Origin of the sequence: Caulobacter sp. (genome assembly GCF_017744445.1) — a bacterium.
Taxonomy (GTDB): domain Bacteria; phylum Pseudomonadota; class Alphaproteobacteria; order Caulobacterales; family Caulobacteraceae; genus Caulobacter.
Genome location: NZ_JAGIBH010000008.1, coordinates 76,414 through 92,731 on the forward strand (window position 1 = coordinate 76,414; position 16,318 = coordinate 92,731).

Annotated in this window: 9 protein-coding genes; 1 reads left to right on the forward strand and 8 read right to left on the reverse strand. The window is 68.6% G+C overall.

Annotated elements, in window-relative coordinates; all coding sequences use genetic code 11:
• Positions 1–8: 8 nt before the first annotated feature.
• The 4 genes from J7528_RS13330 to J7528_RS13345 all read right to left on the reverse strand — a co-directional run bounded on the left by J7528_RS13330 (position 9) and on the right by J7528_RS13345 (position 7,796).
• Positions 9–5,033 carry a hypothetical protein gene (locus J7528_RS13330; protein ID WP_291875076.1) on the reverse strand — a complete coding sequence of 1,675 codons (5,025 nt, stop codon included), beginning with the start codon at positions 5,031–5,033 and terminating at the stop codon, positions 9–11.
• Positions 5,034–5,101: 68 nt separating this feature from the next.
• Positions 5,102–6,175: a hypothetical protein gene (locus tag J7528_RS13335; protein WP_291875079.1), complete on the reverse strand. Its 1,074-nt coding sequence runs from the start codon at positions 6,173–6,175 to the stop codon at positions 5,102–5,104.
• Positions 6,176–6,207: 32 nt separating this feature from the next.
• Positions 6,208–6,675, reverse strand: a complete 468-nt coding sequence (locus tag J7528_RS13340) for a hypothetical protein (RefSeq protein WP_291875081.1) — start codon at positions 6,673–6,675, stop codon at positions 6,208–6,210.
• Positions 6,672–7,796 carry a DUF11 domain-containing protein gene (locus J7528_RS13345; RefSeq protein ID WP_291875084.1) on the reverse strand — a complete coding sequence of 375 codons (1,125 nt, stop codon included), beginning with the start codon at positions 7,794–7,796 and terminating at the stop codon, positions 6,672–6,674. Before J7528_RS13345 ends, J7528_RS13340 begins: the two co-directional genes overlap by 4 nt.
• A 392-nt stretch (positions 7,797–8,188) precedes the next feature.
• Between J7528_RS13345 and J7528_RS13350 the strand changes: the two genes are divergently transcribed.
• Entirely contained in the window at positions 8,189–8,836 is a 648-nt protein-coding gene (locus J7528_RS13350) for a response regulator transcription factor (protein ID WP_291875086.1), read from the forward strand.
• Here the strand turns inward: J7528_RS13350 and J7528_RS13355 are convergent.
• The 4 genes from J7528_RS13355 to J7528_RS13370 form a co-directional block, all read right to left on the reverse strand.
• Positions 8,833–10,326: a carboxylesterase family protein gene (locus J7528_RS13355; RefSeq protein ID WP_291875089.1), complete on the reverse strand. Its 1,494-nt coding sequence runs from the start codon at positions 10,324–10,326 to the stop codon at positions 8,833–8,835. The two genes, J7528_RS13350 and J7528_RS13355, sit on opposite strands and share 4 nt — an antisense overlap.
• Positions 10,323–11,657 (reverse strand): hypothetical protein, encoded by a 1,335-nt coding sequence (locus J7528_RS13360; protein ID WP_291875092.1) that lies wholly within the window; start codon positions 11,655–11,657, stop codon positions 10,323–10,325. Before J7528_RS13360 ends, J7528_RS13355 begins: the two co-directional genes overlap by 4 nt.
• A 93-nt stretch (positions 11,658–11,750) precedes the next feature.
• Entirely contained in the window at positions 11,751–14,810 is a 3,060-nt protein-coding gene (locus tag J7528_RS13365; RefSeq protein ID WP_291875094.1) for a TonB-dependent receptor, read from the reverse strand.
• A 57-nt stretch (positions 14,811–14,867) separates the two neighbouring features.
• The gene (locus J7528_RS13370; RefSeq protein ID WP_291875096.1) at positions 14,868–16,202 is read right to left on the reverse strand and encodes a dicarboxylate/amino acid:cation symporter; all 1,335 of its coding nucleotides are present in this window, start codon (positions 16,200–16,202) and stop codon (positions 14,868–14,870) included.
• Positions 16,203–16,318: the final 116 nt, after the last annotated feature.

The following is a 16,318-nucleotide window of genomic DNA, read 5'->3' on the forward strand; positions in this document are numbered from 1 at the left end:
TCGTTGGCTCAACGGCGCGAGCCCAGCAGGCCGCCGAAGGTGTTCTGGTCGAACTTCACCCGCGCCGTGACGTAGAAGCCCTGGCGGCTGTAGTTGGCCGAGGCGAAGTCGGGATCGTGGTAGCCGACGGCGTTCCAGCCGATGCTCATCCAGGTGTTCTCGGCCGGCGAGATCCCGACCGACGGACCGATGGCGTAGGCCGTGCCGCCCATCCTGCCGGCGTGGCGCAGCGACAGGTTCACGCCCAGGTCGATCTTGCGGGTCAGGTCGAAGCGCGCCTCGGCGCCGATGACCTGCACGAAATTGGTCCGCGCCTCGCCCTCGAAACGGGCGCGCACCAGCTTGGCGCCGTGATAGAGGCTGGCCTGCACGGCGCCCGGCGTGTGGTCGCCGCGATCACTGTCGAAATTGACCGCCAGGTTGTTGATCAGCTTGCCGGTGACGCCCGCGCCCCGCGCGGTGGCGCCGTAGCCGGCGGTCCCCTGCCCCTGGACAATGCCGTGAGCTTCCTCGCGGCGGACCTCCAGCTTGTCGAGCACCGACCAGCGGCTGTCCAGCGGACGCCAGGCCAGCGAACCGGCGACCTCGGCTCCGCGCGAGATGGCGCCGTCTTTGGCCTTGGTCTCGTCGGCGCGGACGGTGACGGCGGCGGTGACGCCCTCGCGCAGCTGGCGCAGATAGGCGCCGCGCACCGCCCAGCTGTCGGTCTTGTCGCCGCGCCGGGCCTCGACGCGACCGTTCCAGCTCCAGATGTCGGCGCGATAGGCCGCGCCCAGGCTGACGGCGGTGTAGTCTTCGGTGGCCAGCGCCGCGCCCGTCGCTTTCGTGGCGACGGTGTTGGGATCCGGCGCCTTGCCCGCCAGGGTGCTGGCGGAGTCGATCGAGGCGTCCAAGGTCCAGCCGCCCTTCAGCTGGACGCTCTGGACCAGACCTAGCTGGGCATAGGTGCGCGGGCCGAAGGCCGCCAGTTCCTGGCGGTTCAGGGCGCTGGTCAGGCGCGCGCCTTTCCAGGGGGAGACTTCGACGCCGCCGCCCGTGATGGCCGCCTTGTAGCCCGTGCCCTTGATGATCTCGCGGCTGGCCAGGACACGCACGCGCTCACTGACCACATAGGTCGCGCCCAGGCGGCGGCGGACCGGGAAGTCCAGGCTCTCGGCGTCGCCCAGGGCGAAGTCCGACGACGCCGTGACCTGCAGCTTGCGGTTCAGGAAGTCGCGGCCGGCGGTCAGGGTCAGCAGGTCCGAGCGGACCGCCGCGCCCTTCTCGGGCGTATCGTGCGCCGACTTCACGCCCGCGCCCAGGCGCAGGGCGTCCAGTTGGTAGTCCACGCGAGCGTCGACCACGTCGCGGACGTCGCCGCTGTCCAGGTAGCTTTCGTGATAGGCCGAGACGTTCAGCGACAGGCGCTGGGTCAGGCGGGCCTTGCCGTCGACGCCGACCTTGCGCGCGCCCAGCTCGGCCAGGTTCTGCTGGCCGAGGCCAAAGGCCTTGCCGGCCTGGCGGGCATAGCCCAGCACGTCGAAGCGGGCCGAATGGTGCTCGATCTCGGCGATCCAGGCTTCCTGGCGGCCGGTCTGGACCGACTGGCTGGTGGCGGCCTCCAGGCGCACCTCGGTGTCGGCGCGCGGACGCAGGGTCAGGTCGGCGGCGACCAGGTCGGTGTCGCTTTGAGCCGCACCGGGGCGACCGTGCAGATAGGTGACGCCGGCGCGGGCCTTGCCCTTCAGCAGGTTGGCGGCGACGCGGGTCCCGATCTCGGTGTTCTTTTCGCCGCTGCCCAGGATCTCGTAGTTGGCGACGATGACATTGGGATTCAGGTCGGCGTCACGGCTGGCGATGGGGTCGCGGAAGGTCAGCGCGCCGGTCGTGTAGTCGATGTCGTAGTCGACATAGCGCGTCATAGCGCGCGCGCTCAGCACCCGCTCGGCCCGCAGGCGGTCGCGGGTCTCGAGGGTGACGGTCTCGGTGTTGGGCACGATGTCCCGGCGCGACAGCTGGTACAGGCTGGCCAGGCCCGAGCCCGGCAGTTCGTCGCGCACGTGGTCCTGCTCGGTCTGCGCCACGAAGCCCGCGACGCTGACCACCTTGCCCTGCCGCTCGAACTTCAAGCCGTTCAGCGTGCGGTCCGAACGGCCCAGGCGGGTGGCGTCGAAGCCGGTCTGGAAGTCGCCGAACAGGGCGTAGAAGGCCTTGCGCTCCAGGCGGACATACAGCTTGCGCTGGCTGGCGGCGTCGTAGGCCTGGCCCGAGCCGTCGCCATAGACGGTGTAGTAGCGGTCCGGGTCGATGCCGTAGGTCAGGCCGCGCTCGGGATCGGGCGAGCTCTTGCTGTCATAGGCCATGGTCAGCAGCCACGAGCCCCGGACCCGGCCCTTGGCGTAGAAGGCCAACTGGCCGTCGACCATGGTCTTGTCGCGGTCCTTGCGGGCCAGCGGCGCGCTGTGGCGAGACAGGGTGTTGTAGCCCGCGGTACCGGCCGCGAAGCCGACGACGATCCAGTCCTGGCGCGCGGCGCTGAGCCAGGCGCGGACCTCGGCCGGCGCGGCCTGGTCCAGGCCCGGCAGCTTGAAGCGCAGCACGGCCGAACCGGCCTTGGTGGTCGGGGCCAGGGTGATCAGGGCGACGCCGTCCTGGCCGGTCACGCGCCAGGTCGAGCCACGTCCGGCTTCGCCCGCCAGGCGTTGATCCGACTGGGGATCGGGCGCGAGCGCATAGGGCTCGGCGACTTCGACAGTCCCCATCGTGCCGGGACGCACCGGGTTACCGAAACGGTCGGTGAAGCGCACGGCCACGACCGGACCATCCAGACCATCGGCGGTCAGGCGCGAAGCCTCCGCGACCAGGGCGGCCTTGGCCGGCGTGTTGGCGTAGGCGACCTCGCGCTTGAGCTCAGCAACCACGTCGCCGCGGCCGTTGGTAATGGTCGCGACCAGCAGGTTCGCGCCTTCGACCAGCGGCACGCCGCGCCACATCGAGACGGCCATGGAGCCGTCGGCGCTGGTCTCGACGCCGTCGCGCGCCAGCGGATCCACCGGCGCGCCGTTGATCGTCAGGTTCACGCGAGCGCCCGGCCCGTGCTTGACCACAACGCGGATGGCCGGCGCGACGGGGTTGTGGCCCTCGGTCGGGAACACGAAGCCCTCACCCAGCTCCTGGCCCGCGAACCAGTCGATCGCGCCCGGGGCGGCGTCCTCGGGCGGTGGCTCAACGGCGGCTGGCGCTGCGGCGGCGGTCGCCACGCGGCGCAGGCGGAACTCCACGCGTTGCAGCGCGCCTTCGCGGATCTCGACGAACTGCGAGAAGGCCCGGCCGGCGATGCGCGTGTCGCGGCCGCAGGCGACCGCCTCCAGCCCCGCCGGCAGCGCGCCGGCGTCCAGCTGCACGACGTGCATGCCGGGCTTGACGCCCTCGAAGTGGAACAGGCCGTCGCGGTCCGAGACGACGTAGGTCCCGTCCTCCATCACCAGGCGCACACCCGGCACGCCGATACGGCCGTCCTCGCGGCGCTTGGCACAGGCGCCCTCGGTCACGCGACCCACGATCGTGCCGGCGTCGGCCATCATCGGCGGCGCGACGCGCACCCTGGCTTCGGCCTCACCGCTGTTCGCCCCCAGCGCCCCTGTGGCGATGGCGCGATTGACCGCCATCCCGACCGGGGCATCGGCGCCGATCGCGACGACATAGGTGATCCTGGTCGCCGCCGCCGGTCCCAGCGTTCCCAAGGCATAGGTCAAGGTTCGCCCATCCGGGCCGATCAGAGGGTCCGGAATCGGCGCGCCGTCACGACGCGACGAATTCGTCACATATCGGAATCCGCGCGGCAGACTGTCCTTGGCCTCGACCGTATTGATCGTCCGGGCCGAGCCCAGGTTGCGGATCGACAGGGTGTAGCCGACCAGGTCGCCGAACGTGCCCTTCTGTACCGAGGCCGACTTCTCCAGCGACAGGCCCTGAACGAAGCGGCGCGCGACGACGGGCAGCTTGCCGCTGTCCAGCGGGATGTCGACCTGCAGAGGGTCCACCTGAACGAGATCGAACGCCGCACCCCAGGAGGCCGGCGAGAGCTTGAACGCGCCACCGTCGGGCGCCGTCAGTTTGGCCAGGGCTTTTTCGGTGGCCGAGGACGGCGCGGAATATCCGTCGGGAGGTTCGACAAACAGCGCGTATCGGCCCGAAGCCGTCAGCGGGAACCGATATTCTCCGGGCGCGAATTGATAGACCGCTCCGCCACTATCGACGACGTCGTGGCCGCTGATCACCGTCGAGGGATAGATGCTGACGCCGTCGTCGCCGAACACCTTGGCCGGCGCGCCGGTCATCTGGTCGACCAGCGTGACGCGCGCGCCGTCGATCGCCTTGCCGGTGCGGGAGTCGAAGACGTAGCCGTAGGGGTCGATCAGCGCCTGGGCGGTCGCCGACGTGCCGTCGTAGAGATCGGCCACGGTGACGTCCAGCGCGTTGCCGCGCGGCGCCGAGATCTGGCAATCGAAGCTGGTCGGCGTGCTGTCGGTGACCGGGATATAGCCCAGGAACCGGCCTGTATCGGGGCCAGTCTCCCAGACCTTGATCGTCTCCTTGTCGCCCTGGGAGGTCTTGATGGTGATCGCCATCTCGTCCCGCGCCGCCTGGCTACGATTGGCGTCCGGCGCGGAGATCAGGATGAAGATGGGTTCGCCGGCGTGAAATGAGCTGGCCGGGCGCAGCGCGACGGCCTTCGGGTCGAACGCGCTGTTGCCGGAGACGTCCGGCGCGACATAGCCCCTGCCCTCGACCAGGCACTGGGTCGTGCTGACGTCTCGCGCCGTCCCTTCGGCGCCGATCGCCAGGCGCAGCAGCTTGATCGCCGGCGCCTTGCTGGCCGTGACGGTCAGGGTGGTGGTGTTGGAATTGACCGTCGTCACCGTCCCGCCGCCGAAGCTCAGGCGCGCGGTGTTGGTGATGACGGCCGCCTGCCGCGCATGCGCCGGCGCGCAGATCCCGGCGGCGATCGCCAGGCCTGTCAGCACCAGTTTCATGCGGGCGAAGAACTTCATGCGGGCGTGAAGGGTCGTTCCGGACGGCGCGAGGCCGCCCGGTCGGACCGTTTCTCTCGAAGCGCGGGCTAGTTCAGCGTGACGCGGAAGCGCGTCGTCACCGTCGCGCCAGCCGAGATGCTGGCGATCGAGGTGGCGATGCGCGTACCGTTGAACACGTTGCCGTCCGTGGCCTGCGCCCCGTCCGCCACGCAGACGCCAAGCGCGAAGCTGCCGCCGACATAGGTGCTGCTGGCGACATAGGTCGTGTTGGCCGGAATGTTGTCGGTGATCCCCACGCTCGTCAGGGCCTGGGCCCCGATGTTCTTGACCGCGATGCAGTACTCGACAACCGCGCCCGGGATCGCCTTGGGCAACAGGCTGCCATTCAGCGGGTCGCTGATGAGCGTGGCGTACTTGGTCACCTCGGCCGTGGCGGCGGCGATGGCGTATTCGTCGCCGGCGCTGAAGCGGCCGTCGCGCAGCAGGTCGGCGTAACCGACGCCGTCGGCGAAGACGATGTCGACCTGACTGGGATCGTCGGCCAGCAGGGTCGGGACCAGGTCCGCGCCCAGCGAACTGCCGGTCCCGCCGGTGGCGACCACGGCCGTCAGCTGAACGCCCGAAATGCCGCTGGCCGGGCCCGAGGCCGGGACATCGACGACGACGAAGACCGTCTTGGTCTGGTCCGGCGCCAGCTCGTCGATATAGGTGGCCGTGTCGGCGCCGGCGTCGTACGTGCCGTTGCCATTGACGTCCACGAACACCCGGATGTTGGTGACGCCGAAATTGTCGGTGTGACCCAGCTGGGTGGTGCCGCCCAGGCCGATGTTGGTGGCGAACAGGCGGAAATCCTGGATGGCGTTGGTCGTGTTGGTCACCGTGAAGGTCGTAACCCGATCGGTCTGGCCGAAGTTCACGGTGGTGGCCGTGCCGCCGACCTCGGCGACCATGACATTGGCCTTCCGGTCGACCACGAAGGTGGCGTTGTTCGACGACACCGGCGTCTGGCTGACACCGCCAACCGAGTAGGAGACCGAGGCGGTGTTGTTGACGCTGACGCCGGCCTGGGTGCCGGTCGCCGCCAGGGCCGCCTGGCCCCACAGACCAGCCGCGATCGCCGAAGCGCCCGCCAGCCAAAATCTACGGCATGAGTTCTTCACGGGAATTTTCCTCTTCAAAGGGGGCTGGCGCGTCACTTCAGGCGCGCGCGGAACGACAGACGGACCTCGGCGCCCGCCGGGACGGGCTGGGCGAGCGTCCAGCGAAGGGTGGTGACGTCAGCGGCGACGGCCTTGGTCGCGACGCCGGCGCTGGTCTTGGTCAGCGAAGCCAGGGGGCCGAAGGTCTGGCCATCGACCGAGACCAGGGGCGGCTGGGCGTCGACCGGGCCGGCATAGACCAGGTTCTCCGCCAGGGGATTGGTGATGACCACGCCCTCGGCCGGCTTCTCGCCGCCATTGCGATAGGTCAGGACATAGACGACCTGATCGCCGGGCGTGACGCGCGCGGCGGGCTTGAGCGCCATGGTCGGGCGGCCGTCGGCCCCACGGGTCTCGACCTCCTTGAACACGGCGGAGGTCAGGCTGGCCTCCCCGGCGCGCGCGGGGGCGTGGGCCAGCAGGCCCACGGCCGCCAGGGCCAGCAAAAGGGTCTTGGTCATTGAGAGCTCCCCAGGGGGTCGATACGAACTTTGAAGGTGACGGTGCGGCTGGTCCGGGCCTCGACATCGCCCAGGGCGACCTCGACGCTGCCGCCCGCGAAGCGGCCGGCGTCGCCGTCCTCGGCGTCGGTCAGGGCCGCGCCGTCAGCGGTCAGGCTGCCGGGCACGTAGGTCGAGCCAGCCGGAATGGCGTCGGAGATCTTCACGTTGCGGGCGTTGGCGCCGATGCCGAACTTGGCTTCCAGGCTGTAGGTGACGATCGAGCCGGGCGCGGCGCGCGAGCCGCCAGCGACGTCCACGACCGTCTGGGTCTTGATCAGCTGGGCATTGACCTGACCGACCTTGAAGGTCGCGAAGGTGGTGAGCGTGGGCGGGGTCCCGCCGTCCGTACCGCTGCCGTTGCCGCCGCCGTTGCCGCCGCCGTTGCCCGTCCCGCCGCCTGCGCCGCCGCCTGCGCCGCCGCCTGAGCCGCCGCCGCCGCGCAGGTTCGGACCCATGACGACATACGTCCCGCCATTGCCGACCGCGCCGGTTGTTCCGTTGCGCAGAACCGACGGCGAGGCGCGCAACATCATGCGCGCGAGGGCGCCGTGCGCCATGCCGGCCGGAATGCTGCACGAAACCCAGACCACCACGGCCTGGCCGGGCGCCAGCTCGGGCGTGACGTTCGAGACCTTGTCGCGCGTCATGTCCAGCTGGCCGTCGCCGTCCCAGTCGACGATGATGCTGCAGCTGTGCGGATCAAAGTCGTCACCCGCCAGCGCGGACAGCGACAGGTCGAAGGTCTGGAAACCGTTGCCCAGGTTGCGGATCCGGAAGGCCAGGCGCTGGTTGTGGGTGTCGGGCTCGACCTCCACCTCGGGGGTCAGGGTCTCGACGGAGACGTCGACGATCTCCTGTACCTGAAGGGAGACCTTGTTGGACGGCAGCGTGACCGGACCGGTCTTCTGATCCGTGAAACCCAGGGCCGCGACGTTGTCGATCATCGTGCCGGCCGGCGTCATGGTCTGCGCCCGGGCCAGGACCGGAACCGCCGCACACCCCGCCGACACCAGCGCGCAGACGACCGCGCCGCTCAGGGCGGTGCGTCGGTTGGCGAACAGGGTGTGCAGGCGGAACATCGGTCGGCGTGGGTCACGAGAATGAAAATCGGACCCCTACAACCGCGCCCAGACGGCTAATCAGACCTTACCGAATGAGAACAGACGGCCAACTCATAGACTATCGTCTAGTGCGAGCCGTCGCTTTTCACTCGCCTGAAAATGCGTATCGCGATCTTTGATCCATCGCGCCGCCACAACCCTGCGACGTCCCGTCGCAATCGTTTTCGCAAAAAGCGCTCAAGCTCAAGCTCTTGAAAAATAGCAAAATCCCTTGCCGACCACGGGCTTGCGATTCTGTTGCAGAGCTCGAATCGCCGAACGGCGTCATCCCGATGCGACACTTGGCGCGAGGACACGGATGCGTTGCGCCTGCATGGTCGTCGCAATTACTGCGATTTGCGGAGACGCGCGTGAAGCGGGTCCTACTGATAGACAGCCATCCGCTGATGCTGGAGGCCCTCCGAAGGGTCGCCCTGGCGGTCTGGCCCAAGGTCCACACCATCGAGGTCGGGGACATTTCCGCGCTTGAGAGCGCCTGCCGGTTCGGCGCGACCATCGACCTTGTGATCATGGACCCGTGCCTCTCCGGCGCCAGTGGTCTGTCGGCCCTGGTCACCGTACAGCAGCGCCTGCCGCACGCGCCGGTCGTCGTGTTCGCCTCGCGCGATGACGACCAGATCGTCAGCCACAGCAACGCCTTGGGCGCGGCCGCCTTTCTCCACAAGTCAGCCGGCATGGCCGAACTGGCCGACTGCCTTACCCAGGTCGCGGCGGGCGGGCGCATGTTCCCCAAGCTGAACGGCTCGAACCTGGCCCACCACGACCTGGCAGCCATGCGCAAGCGGCTGGAGGGCCTGACCTCGACCCAGCTGAAAGTGCTCCTGCACATCGCCGACGGTCGCCTGAACAAACAAGTTCCCGCCGATTTCAACGTCTCCGAAGCGGCCATTAAGGCCCACCTGACGGCCATCTTCCGCAAGCTGGGCGTCCAGAACCGCACCCAGGCCTTGCTGGCCCTGCAGCCGCTGCTGGCGGCCGGTCTCTCTGCGGCGGCCTAGCCGCGGGACATGATCCAGGGCTGATCCGACCACAGCGCGCAGCGGTGCTCGCGGGCAAAGGCTTGGCGGGTCATCGCCGCGTCCTTGTCCCCGGCCCTCAAGGCCAGCAGCTTGCCGTCCTTCGGCTTCATCCGAGGCCAGCCGCCGCCAGGATCGCTGTCGCGCACGAAGGCCCTCCAGTAGGCGATCATGCGATCCGACAGCCGGCGCTGATCCGGCGTCAGCCGCGCCGCGCGACGGGCGAAGACCCCGCCCGGCCAGAGATAGGTCAGCTCGGCGCTGTGGGCGGCTCCAAACCGGTAGCCGTCGTCGCGGATGTCGAACGGCGGGTCCGGATCCTCGAACTGGTAATAGTAGACGGGCGCGGCTTTCGACATGGCTTCCGCCACGGCTAGGCTGGTGCAACCGCCGAAGCCCCGCATGCCGCTGTCGGTCATCACCGCGCTGACCGCATAGGCGGCCTCCAGCCCTGGCTTCTCGACGGGGTAGGCCTGCTCGATCCGCCGGGCGAAAGCCTCCGGGACCAGTTTGCGCAGCCAGGCGGCGTAGGCGGCCTTGTCGAAGGCGAGATAGGCCGGGCCAGCGATGCGGCCCTCATCGCGATTGGCGCCGATCAGCACCGATACGGGGTTCCAGTCACCGCGCGCCATCCGATCGAAGGCCGTCGCCTCCACCACCGGGGCCGCGAAGCCGCCGATGTCGACGATCCGCCCGGCCGGGAGGGCGCGCAAGCAGGCGGCGTCGGCGCAGCCAGCCCGGGCCATGACCCCTTCCCCCCGCGCCAGGCTGGCGGCCAGCAGATCGACGTCGTGCAGGCAGTCGTCGCTGGAGATGATCGCGGCGCGGAAGAGGCCCTTGGCGCTAGCCGAGGTCAGCAACGGGCACAGCACCGTGCCGCCAGCGGACTCGCCGCCGATGGTGACCTTGGCGGGATCGCCGCCGAACGCGGCGATGTTCCTCGCCGTCCAGCGCAGAGCGGCCTCGACGTCCTGCAGGGCGTAGTTCCCCTGCCCCAGGCTCGGATGGTTGAGAAACCCCAGCGCGCCCAGGCGATAGTTGATCGTCACCACCACGATGTCGCCGCGAGCGGCCAGGGCCGCGCCGTCGTGGTCGATCCCTGCCCCGTTCGTCGCGCCGCCGCCGTGGACGTACAGGAACACCGCGCGTGGCAGCTTCGCCGCTGTCGTGGGGCGATAGACGTTCAGGACCAGGCAGTCCTCGAGCTCGGAGCGCGGGGTGTCGGCGGTCGCTGTTTGCGGGCAACGCACATATGCGACGTTTTCGTCACGTTCTCCGATCCAGGCCTTCGCAGGCTGCGGCGCGGCCCAGCGCAGAGGTCCCACTGGCGGCGCGGCATAGGGCACATTCAGGAACTGCTCGACGCCCTCGCGGACCACGCCGCGCAGGGCGCCGCTCTCGATCGTCGCGGTCGGCTGGGCCAGCGCGGGGCCGGCCAGCAGCGCCAGGACCGCGACCAGGCGAGCGATCATTTCAGGCCGGGCTTCTTGCGCGGATAGCTGCGGGTCGAGAGGTCGGGAACCTTGTAGTCGACCTGGAAGTGGCAGGCCTCGCCATAGGTCGTCACCGCCTCGGCGCAGCCGGCGGCCAGGGTCGCCGGGCTGGGCTTGGTCCCCTGCCCGATCCAGGCGTCCATGGCCCGCAGCAGAGCGGCATATTCGGGCGTGGCCAGCTTGGAGTGTTCGTGCTCGTCGGTGAACGACTGGACGAGCAGGTTGCTCTTGCCGGCCTTGGCGACGGTGTCGCGGAAGACCTGCTCCAGCTCGACAAAGGCCGTCGGGTCGTCGATGGCGTGCATGGTCAGGGTCGGGACCAGCAGTTTGCCGGTCAGGTCGCTGTCGTCGGCCAGGCCGCGCACGCCCTCGGGATCGGCGGCGAAGCGCGGCACACCCTTATTCAGGGCCTTGTCGTCGTCCGAGCCCTTGTAGGTCACGCCGACGTTCGTGAAGGGGTTCTTGCCGCCCAGCCGCTTGTTGACCATGTCGGCGAAGGTGAAGGTCGCCCAGCCCAGGTGGCTGTCCAGGGTGCGCTCAGGGATGCGGGTGACCGCCAGGATGTTCTTCAGATTGCGCTGCTGCTGGGCCGTGCGCTCACCGGCGGGACGGTTGACGCCGGTGCAGGCGTCCAGGCGCTGATCCAGCTGCTTGTTGGTCAGTTTCGAGCCGACCGGCTGGCCCTGCCACAGCGGGTACTGGACCTCGTCCTTGGCCGGGTGGTTGCCGCAATAGAACTGGTAGACGGCCCGCAGGTCGGCGCGGAAGTCGTAGGCGCGCGTGCCGCCCGAGACAACGCCGCTGGTCAGGATCACGCCGTCATAGACCAGCTTGCCGTCGGCGTCCTTGCCGTACAGCTCGGCGGTCTTGGCCGCGACATTGCCGCCCCAAGACTGGCCGTGCAGGATCGTGCGCTTGGGCCGCCCGTAGGTGTCCCAGAACAGCTTGCGCAAGTTGTCGCTGTCCTCGGCGGCCGAACGGACGCCATAGCCTTCGCGGCGATAGTTCGAGCCGGCCCAGGCATAACCCTCGGCCACGGTGACGGCGAAGCGCTGCAGGTCCTCGACCGCGTCGTCGGGCTTGGGCGTCTTCAGGCGCGGGCCGCCGTGGGTATGCAATACCAGCGTCCCGTTCCAGGCCTTGGGAATGGCGATCCAGTAGTAGGCGCCGTTCTGGTCCTGGCCGGCCAGGCACTTGGTCTCGGCCGGCAGGCCTTCGGGACAGGTCTTCTCCTTGGGCGCTTGCGCATGGGCGGCGGTCGCGGCCAGGGCCAGGGTGAAACCCAGGACGGCGGAGGAAAGCTTCTTCACCTGAGACCTCATCACGCGAAACGTAGAGGGACCGGCCGCTCCCTCTCCCAGAAAAGATGGGGGAGGATGGAGAGCGGCCGGCCGGGATGAACGTCAGAACGACTTGCTGACGCTCATGTACCAGTAGCGGGCATAGGGGTTGTAGAGCGAGCCGATGAAGCCGGCCGACGACAGCGGCGGATCCTTGTCGAAGATGTTGCGCGCGCCCACCCGGATGCGGGTGTCGTTGGCCCAACCCTTCTGCTCGAAGCGATACTGAGCGTACAGGTTGACCGTGGTCAGCGGCTTGACGCGCCAGGGCTCGCCCACCGTCGACAGCAGGTCGGTATCCAGCACCGCGCCGGTGTAGATCACCGAAGCGCCGATCTGGACCGGACCGCCGCGCCAGGTGCCCGTGCCGCTCCACTTCCACTTCGGCTTGCCGCCGCGCTTGAGCAGATCGCCCGGATCGGTCAGCGGGGTGGCGCGGTTGATCGTGCCGGCGTCGCGAGCGGCGAACAGGTCGGCGATCGGCGGGGCAAGCTCCTGCGAGAACTTGTCCATGTAGGTGCCGTCGATATTGGCGCTGAAGCGGCCCGCGTTTTCGGTGCGCAGGGTCCAGTTCAGGCCGAAGTCGATGCCGCTGACGGTCTGGGGCTGCAGGTTCTTGAACTGGTCCCGGATCTCCAGGATCTGGCCGACCGGCGCCAGGCCCGTGCCGTTGAAGAAGGCGTTGTCGTCAGCCGTCGGCGCGGCGCGGATGACGTTGGTGTTCGTCGAACCGGTGACGCGGAACAGATAGTCCTGCACGGCGGCGTTGGTCGAACCCAGGGTGCCGACGATGCCTTGCTGCTTGATCTGCCACCGGTCGACGGTGACCGTGAAGCGGCCGAACTGCTCGGGAATGAAGGTCGGCTGCAGAACCACGCCCACCGAGTAGCTCTCGCTCTCCTCGGCCTTCAGGTTCGGGTTGCCCGCCGTGGTGAAGCGGATGCCCACGCCACGGGTACAGGCCGAGAAGTTCGAGATGCGGCCAGCGCGCAGGTCGGCCTCGCAGCGGTAGTAGTCGGTGACGGTGTTGGTTCGCGAATAGGCGAACGGGTTGGTCGTCTCCAGGTTCGGAGCGCGGAAGCCCTCCTGCCATGAACCGCGGAAGCGGACGCCGTCGACCACGTCCCAGGCGAACGCGATCTTGGGCTTCGCGACCGAGCCGAAGTCGCTGTAGTTCTCGAAGCGACCGGCCAGCTGCAGGTCGATGCGGCGGACCAGCGGGATGTTCATCTCCGGCGAGATCAGCGGCACGGCGAACTCGACGAATGCCGAGCCGACATCGCGCGACCCCTTGGTGCTGGGCGTGTCGTTGACGCCGGTGACGTTGCTGTTGCTGGTCAGGCCGGTGACCGGATCGGTGAACGGCGTGCGGCCGTCCAGCTGCGGGTCGCGGCGGTCCTGCTGGGTCTCGTGACGGAACTCGACACCGGCGGCGACGCCGACCGGACCGCCCCAGATGTTGATCAGGTCGGGCTTCGAAACCTTGAAGTCGGCCAGGGTCAGGGTGGTGGTCGAGTGGCGCTTCAGGCGGAAGCGGATGGCGTCCAGCGCGGCCTTCGAGCTAGGGGTACAGTCACGACCGCCCGTGCCGTCCAGGCAGCCGCCGTTGAACGGGTTGTAGGCGTCGGGGGTCGACAGAGCCAGCGAGGCGGCCAGCTTCTTGCTGTCGATGCCGTCGCTTTCGTCCTTGGCGTCGGCCTTGGAGTACAGCAGCGCCGAGTCCCAGTTCCAGCCCCACTTCTCGCCCTTCAGGCCGCCCAGGAAGCGGGTCTGATAGTTCTCGACCTCGACCTTGCTCGGGCCCAGGTCGTTGAAGCGGTAGTTGGTGAAGGTCACCGGCAGGCCGGCGGCCGGCACGTTGGTCAGGTTCGGCAGGCGGTTAGGGTTGGCCTGGCCGTTGGCGAAGGTCACCGGACCGAAGGGGTTCCAGTAGTTGCTGGCCGGCACGCCGATGGCCACCAGGCTGGTGCCCTGGGTCGTCAGGCCTTCCGACGTGGCATGGTAGAAGCCGACTTCGCCGTAGGCCGTCAGCGTGTCGCTGATGTCGTAGTGCCCGTTCAGGAACAGGTTCTGGCGCTCGATCTCCGGCGCGACGGTCGTCGCGTCGTTCTGCACGGCGTTGTAGCGATAGGCGTTGGCGGTGCTGCCGGTCGCCAGGTTGCCGGTGCCCAGGCACAGGCCGTTGCCGATCTGGGTGGCGCAGCCGGCGATGGTGTTGGGCTGCACGTGGGTCGCGCCGGCCGCCGAGGTCAGGGCCGTCGTGCCCTGGCGGATCACGCCGGGACCGCCGAACACCGTGAAGTTGGCGAACGAGTTCTGGTTGCCGCGGTTATCCGGGGCGGCGCTGCTCGCATACTCCGGATAGGCGGCGAACAGCGAGCGCAGGTCTTGCGTCGCGGTATAGGGCCGGTCGCTGGGACGCTGGGCCGTGCGCCAGGTGAAGTTGCCGTTCAGCGAGATGTTGCCCCGACCTTCGGCGAAGTTGCGGCCGGCGAAGATGTTGCTGGAGTATTCCTTGCGGTGCGTGCCCTCGGCCCAGCCGTACTGGGCGTCGACGGTCAGGCCGTCGAAGTCGCTCTGCAGCACGGTGTTGACCACGCCGGCCACCGCGTCGGCGCCATAGATGGCCGCGGCGCCGTCGCGCAGCACTTCCAGGCGCTCCAGGTTCGAGGTCGGGATGGCGTTGGCGTTGTAGCCCAGCAGCGGCACGGTGCCCGACGACTGGCTGGTCGGGTGCGACACCAGGCGGCGGCCGTTCAGCAGCACCAGGGTGTTGCCGACGCCCAGGCTGCGCAGGTTGATCGAGTTGACGTCGCCGCGCGTCGAGTTGCTGGTTTGCGCCGCGTTGCTGGGGTTGATGAAGACATCGCCCATCGCCGGGATCGAGCGGAACAGGTCATCGCCCGAGACCGCGCCGGTGGCGGCGATCTGGTTGTTGTCCAGCACGGTGACCGGCAGGGCGGCCGTGGTCTTGGCGCCCTTGATCTGGCTGCCGACGACGACGATCTCTTCGACCTTGGTGTTGGCGTCGGCGGCCTCTTGGGCCATGGCGCCGGTGGCGGTCAGCAGGACGGCCAGGGCGGCGCCCCGGACGAGATGGCGGCGGTAGGTCTGGTAAGTCACGTTTAGCTCCCCAGTGTTTTCTTGTTCTCGGATCAGTGGATCGGATGCGCGCGCCGCTTAGGGACGCGCGGCCTCCGGGACGGGACCGCCGGGGGCTGCCGGCGGGTGTTTCTTCGGGTTCAGGGCCGACTTGAAGGCGGCGACATCCAGGCCCTTCTCCCAGCGCGAGACGACGATCGCCGCCACCGCATTGCCGGTGAAGTTGGTCAGGGCCCGGCACTCGGACATGAAGCGATCGACGCCCAGGATCAGGGCCATGCCGGCCACCGGGACCGAAGGCACGACCGACAGGGTCGCGGCCAGGGTGATGAAGCCGGCGCCGGTGACGCCAGCCGCGCCCTTGCTGCTCAGCATGGCCACGCCCAGCAGCAGCGCCTGCTCTTCCCACGACAGGTGCACGCCGGTGGCCTGGGCGATGAACAGCGCCGCCAGGGTCATGTAGATGTTGGTGCCGTCGAGGTTGAACGAATAGCCCAGCGGGACCACCAGGCCGACGACCGACTTCGGGCAACCGGCCTTTTCCAGCTTTTCGATCAGGCTGGGCAGCGCGGCTTCCGACGAGCTGGTGCCCAGCACCAGCAGCAGTTCGGCTTTGAGATAGCGGATCAGGCTGAAGATCGAGAAGCCGTTGGCCAGGCCGACAGCGCCCAGCACCACGATCACGAACAGCGCCGAGGTCAGGTAGAAGGTGCCGACCAGCAGGGCCAGGTTGGCGACCGAGTGGATGCCGTACTTGCCGATCGTGAAGGCGAAGGCCCCGAAGGCCCCGATCGGGGCGGCCTTCATCACGATGTGCACGAACTTGAAGAAGGCCTGGGCCACCAGCTCCAGAAGGTCGACCACCGGCTTGCCCGGCTCGCCGACCAGGGTCAGCGACAGGCCAAACAGGATCGAGATCAGCAGCACCTGCAGGATCTCGCCCTCGGCGAAGGCCCCGACCACGGTGTTGGGAATGACGTTCATCAGGAAGCCGACGATGCTCTGATCGTGGGCCTTGGCGGCGTATTCGGCGACCTTGCCGGCCTTCAGCGTGGCCGGGTCGATGTTCATGCCCGCGCCCGGCTGGACGACATTGGCGACGATCAGGCCCACGATCAGGGCCAGGGTCGAGAAGACGAGGAAGTAAAGCAGCGCCTTGATCGCCACGCGGCCGACCTTCTCCAGGTCGCGCATGCCGGCGATGCCGGTGACCACGGTCAGGAAGATCACCGGGGCGATGACCATCTTCACCAGCTTGATGAAGGCGTCGCCCAGCGGCTTCAGCGACTGGCCCATCTCGGGATAGTAGTGACCGATCGCGCCGCCCAGGGCGATGGCGACCAGCACCTGGAAATACAGGTGACGATAGAACGGCTTGGAGCGCTCCGGAACGGCCGGTTGGATCGTCTGCACTGTCGCCTCTTGGCCTGGCCCGAAGGCCCCGTTTCCACCCCGCGCCCCTTTGCCGAGACGCTTGGATAGACGATCCTAGGCGGAAGGACCCCGCGCAAGCGGCCTCAAGAAAAGCG

Coding starts and splice junctions, on each gene's coding strand:
- J7528_RS13330 (WP_291875076.1), bottom strand. CDS start 5,033: ATGAAGTTCTTCGCCCGCATGAAACTGGTGCTGACAGGCCTGGCGATC.
- J7528_RS13340 (WP_291875081.1), bottom strand. CDS start 6,675: ATGACCAAGACCCTTTTGCTGGCCCTGGCGGCCGTGGGCCTGCTGGCC.
- J7528_RS13345 (WP_291875084.1), bottom strand. CDS start 7,796: ATGTTCCGCCTGCACACCCTGTTCGCCAACCGACGCACCGCCCTGAGC.
- J7528_RS13355 (WP_291875089.1), bottom strand. CDS start 10,326: ATGATCGCTCGCCTGGTCGCGGTCCTGGCGCTGCTGGCCGGCCCCGCG.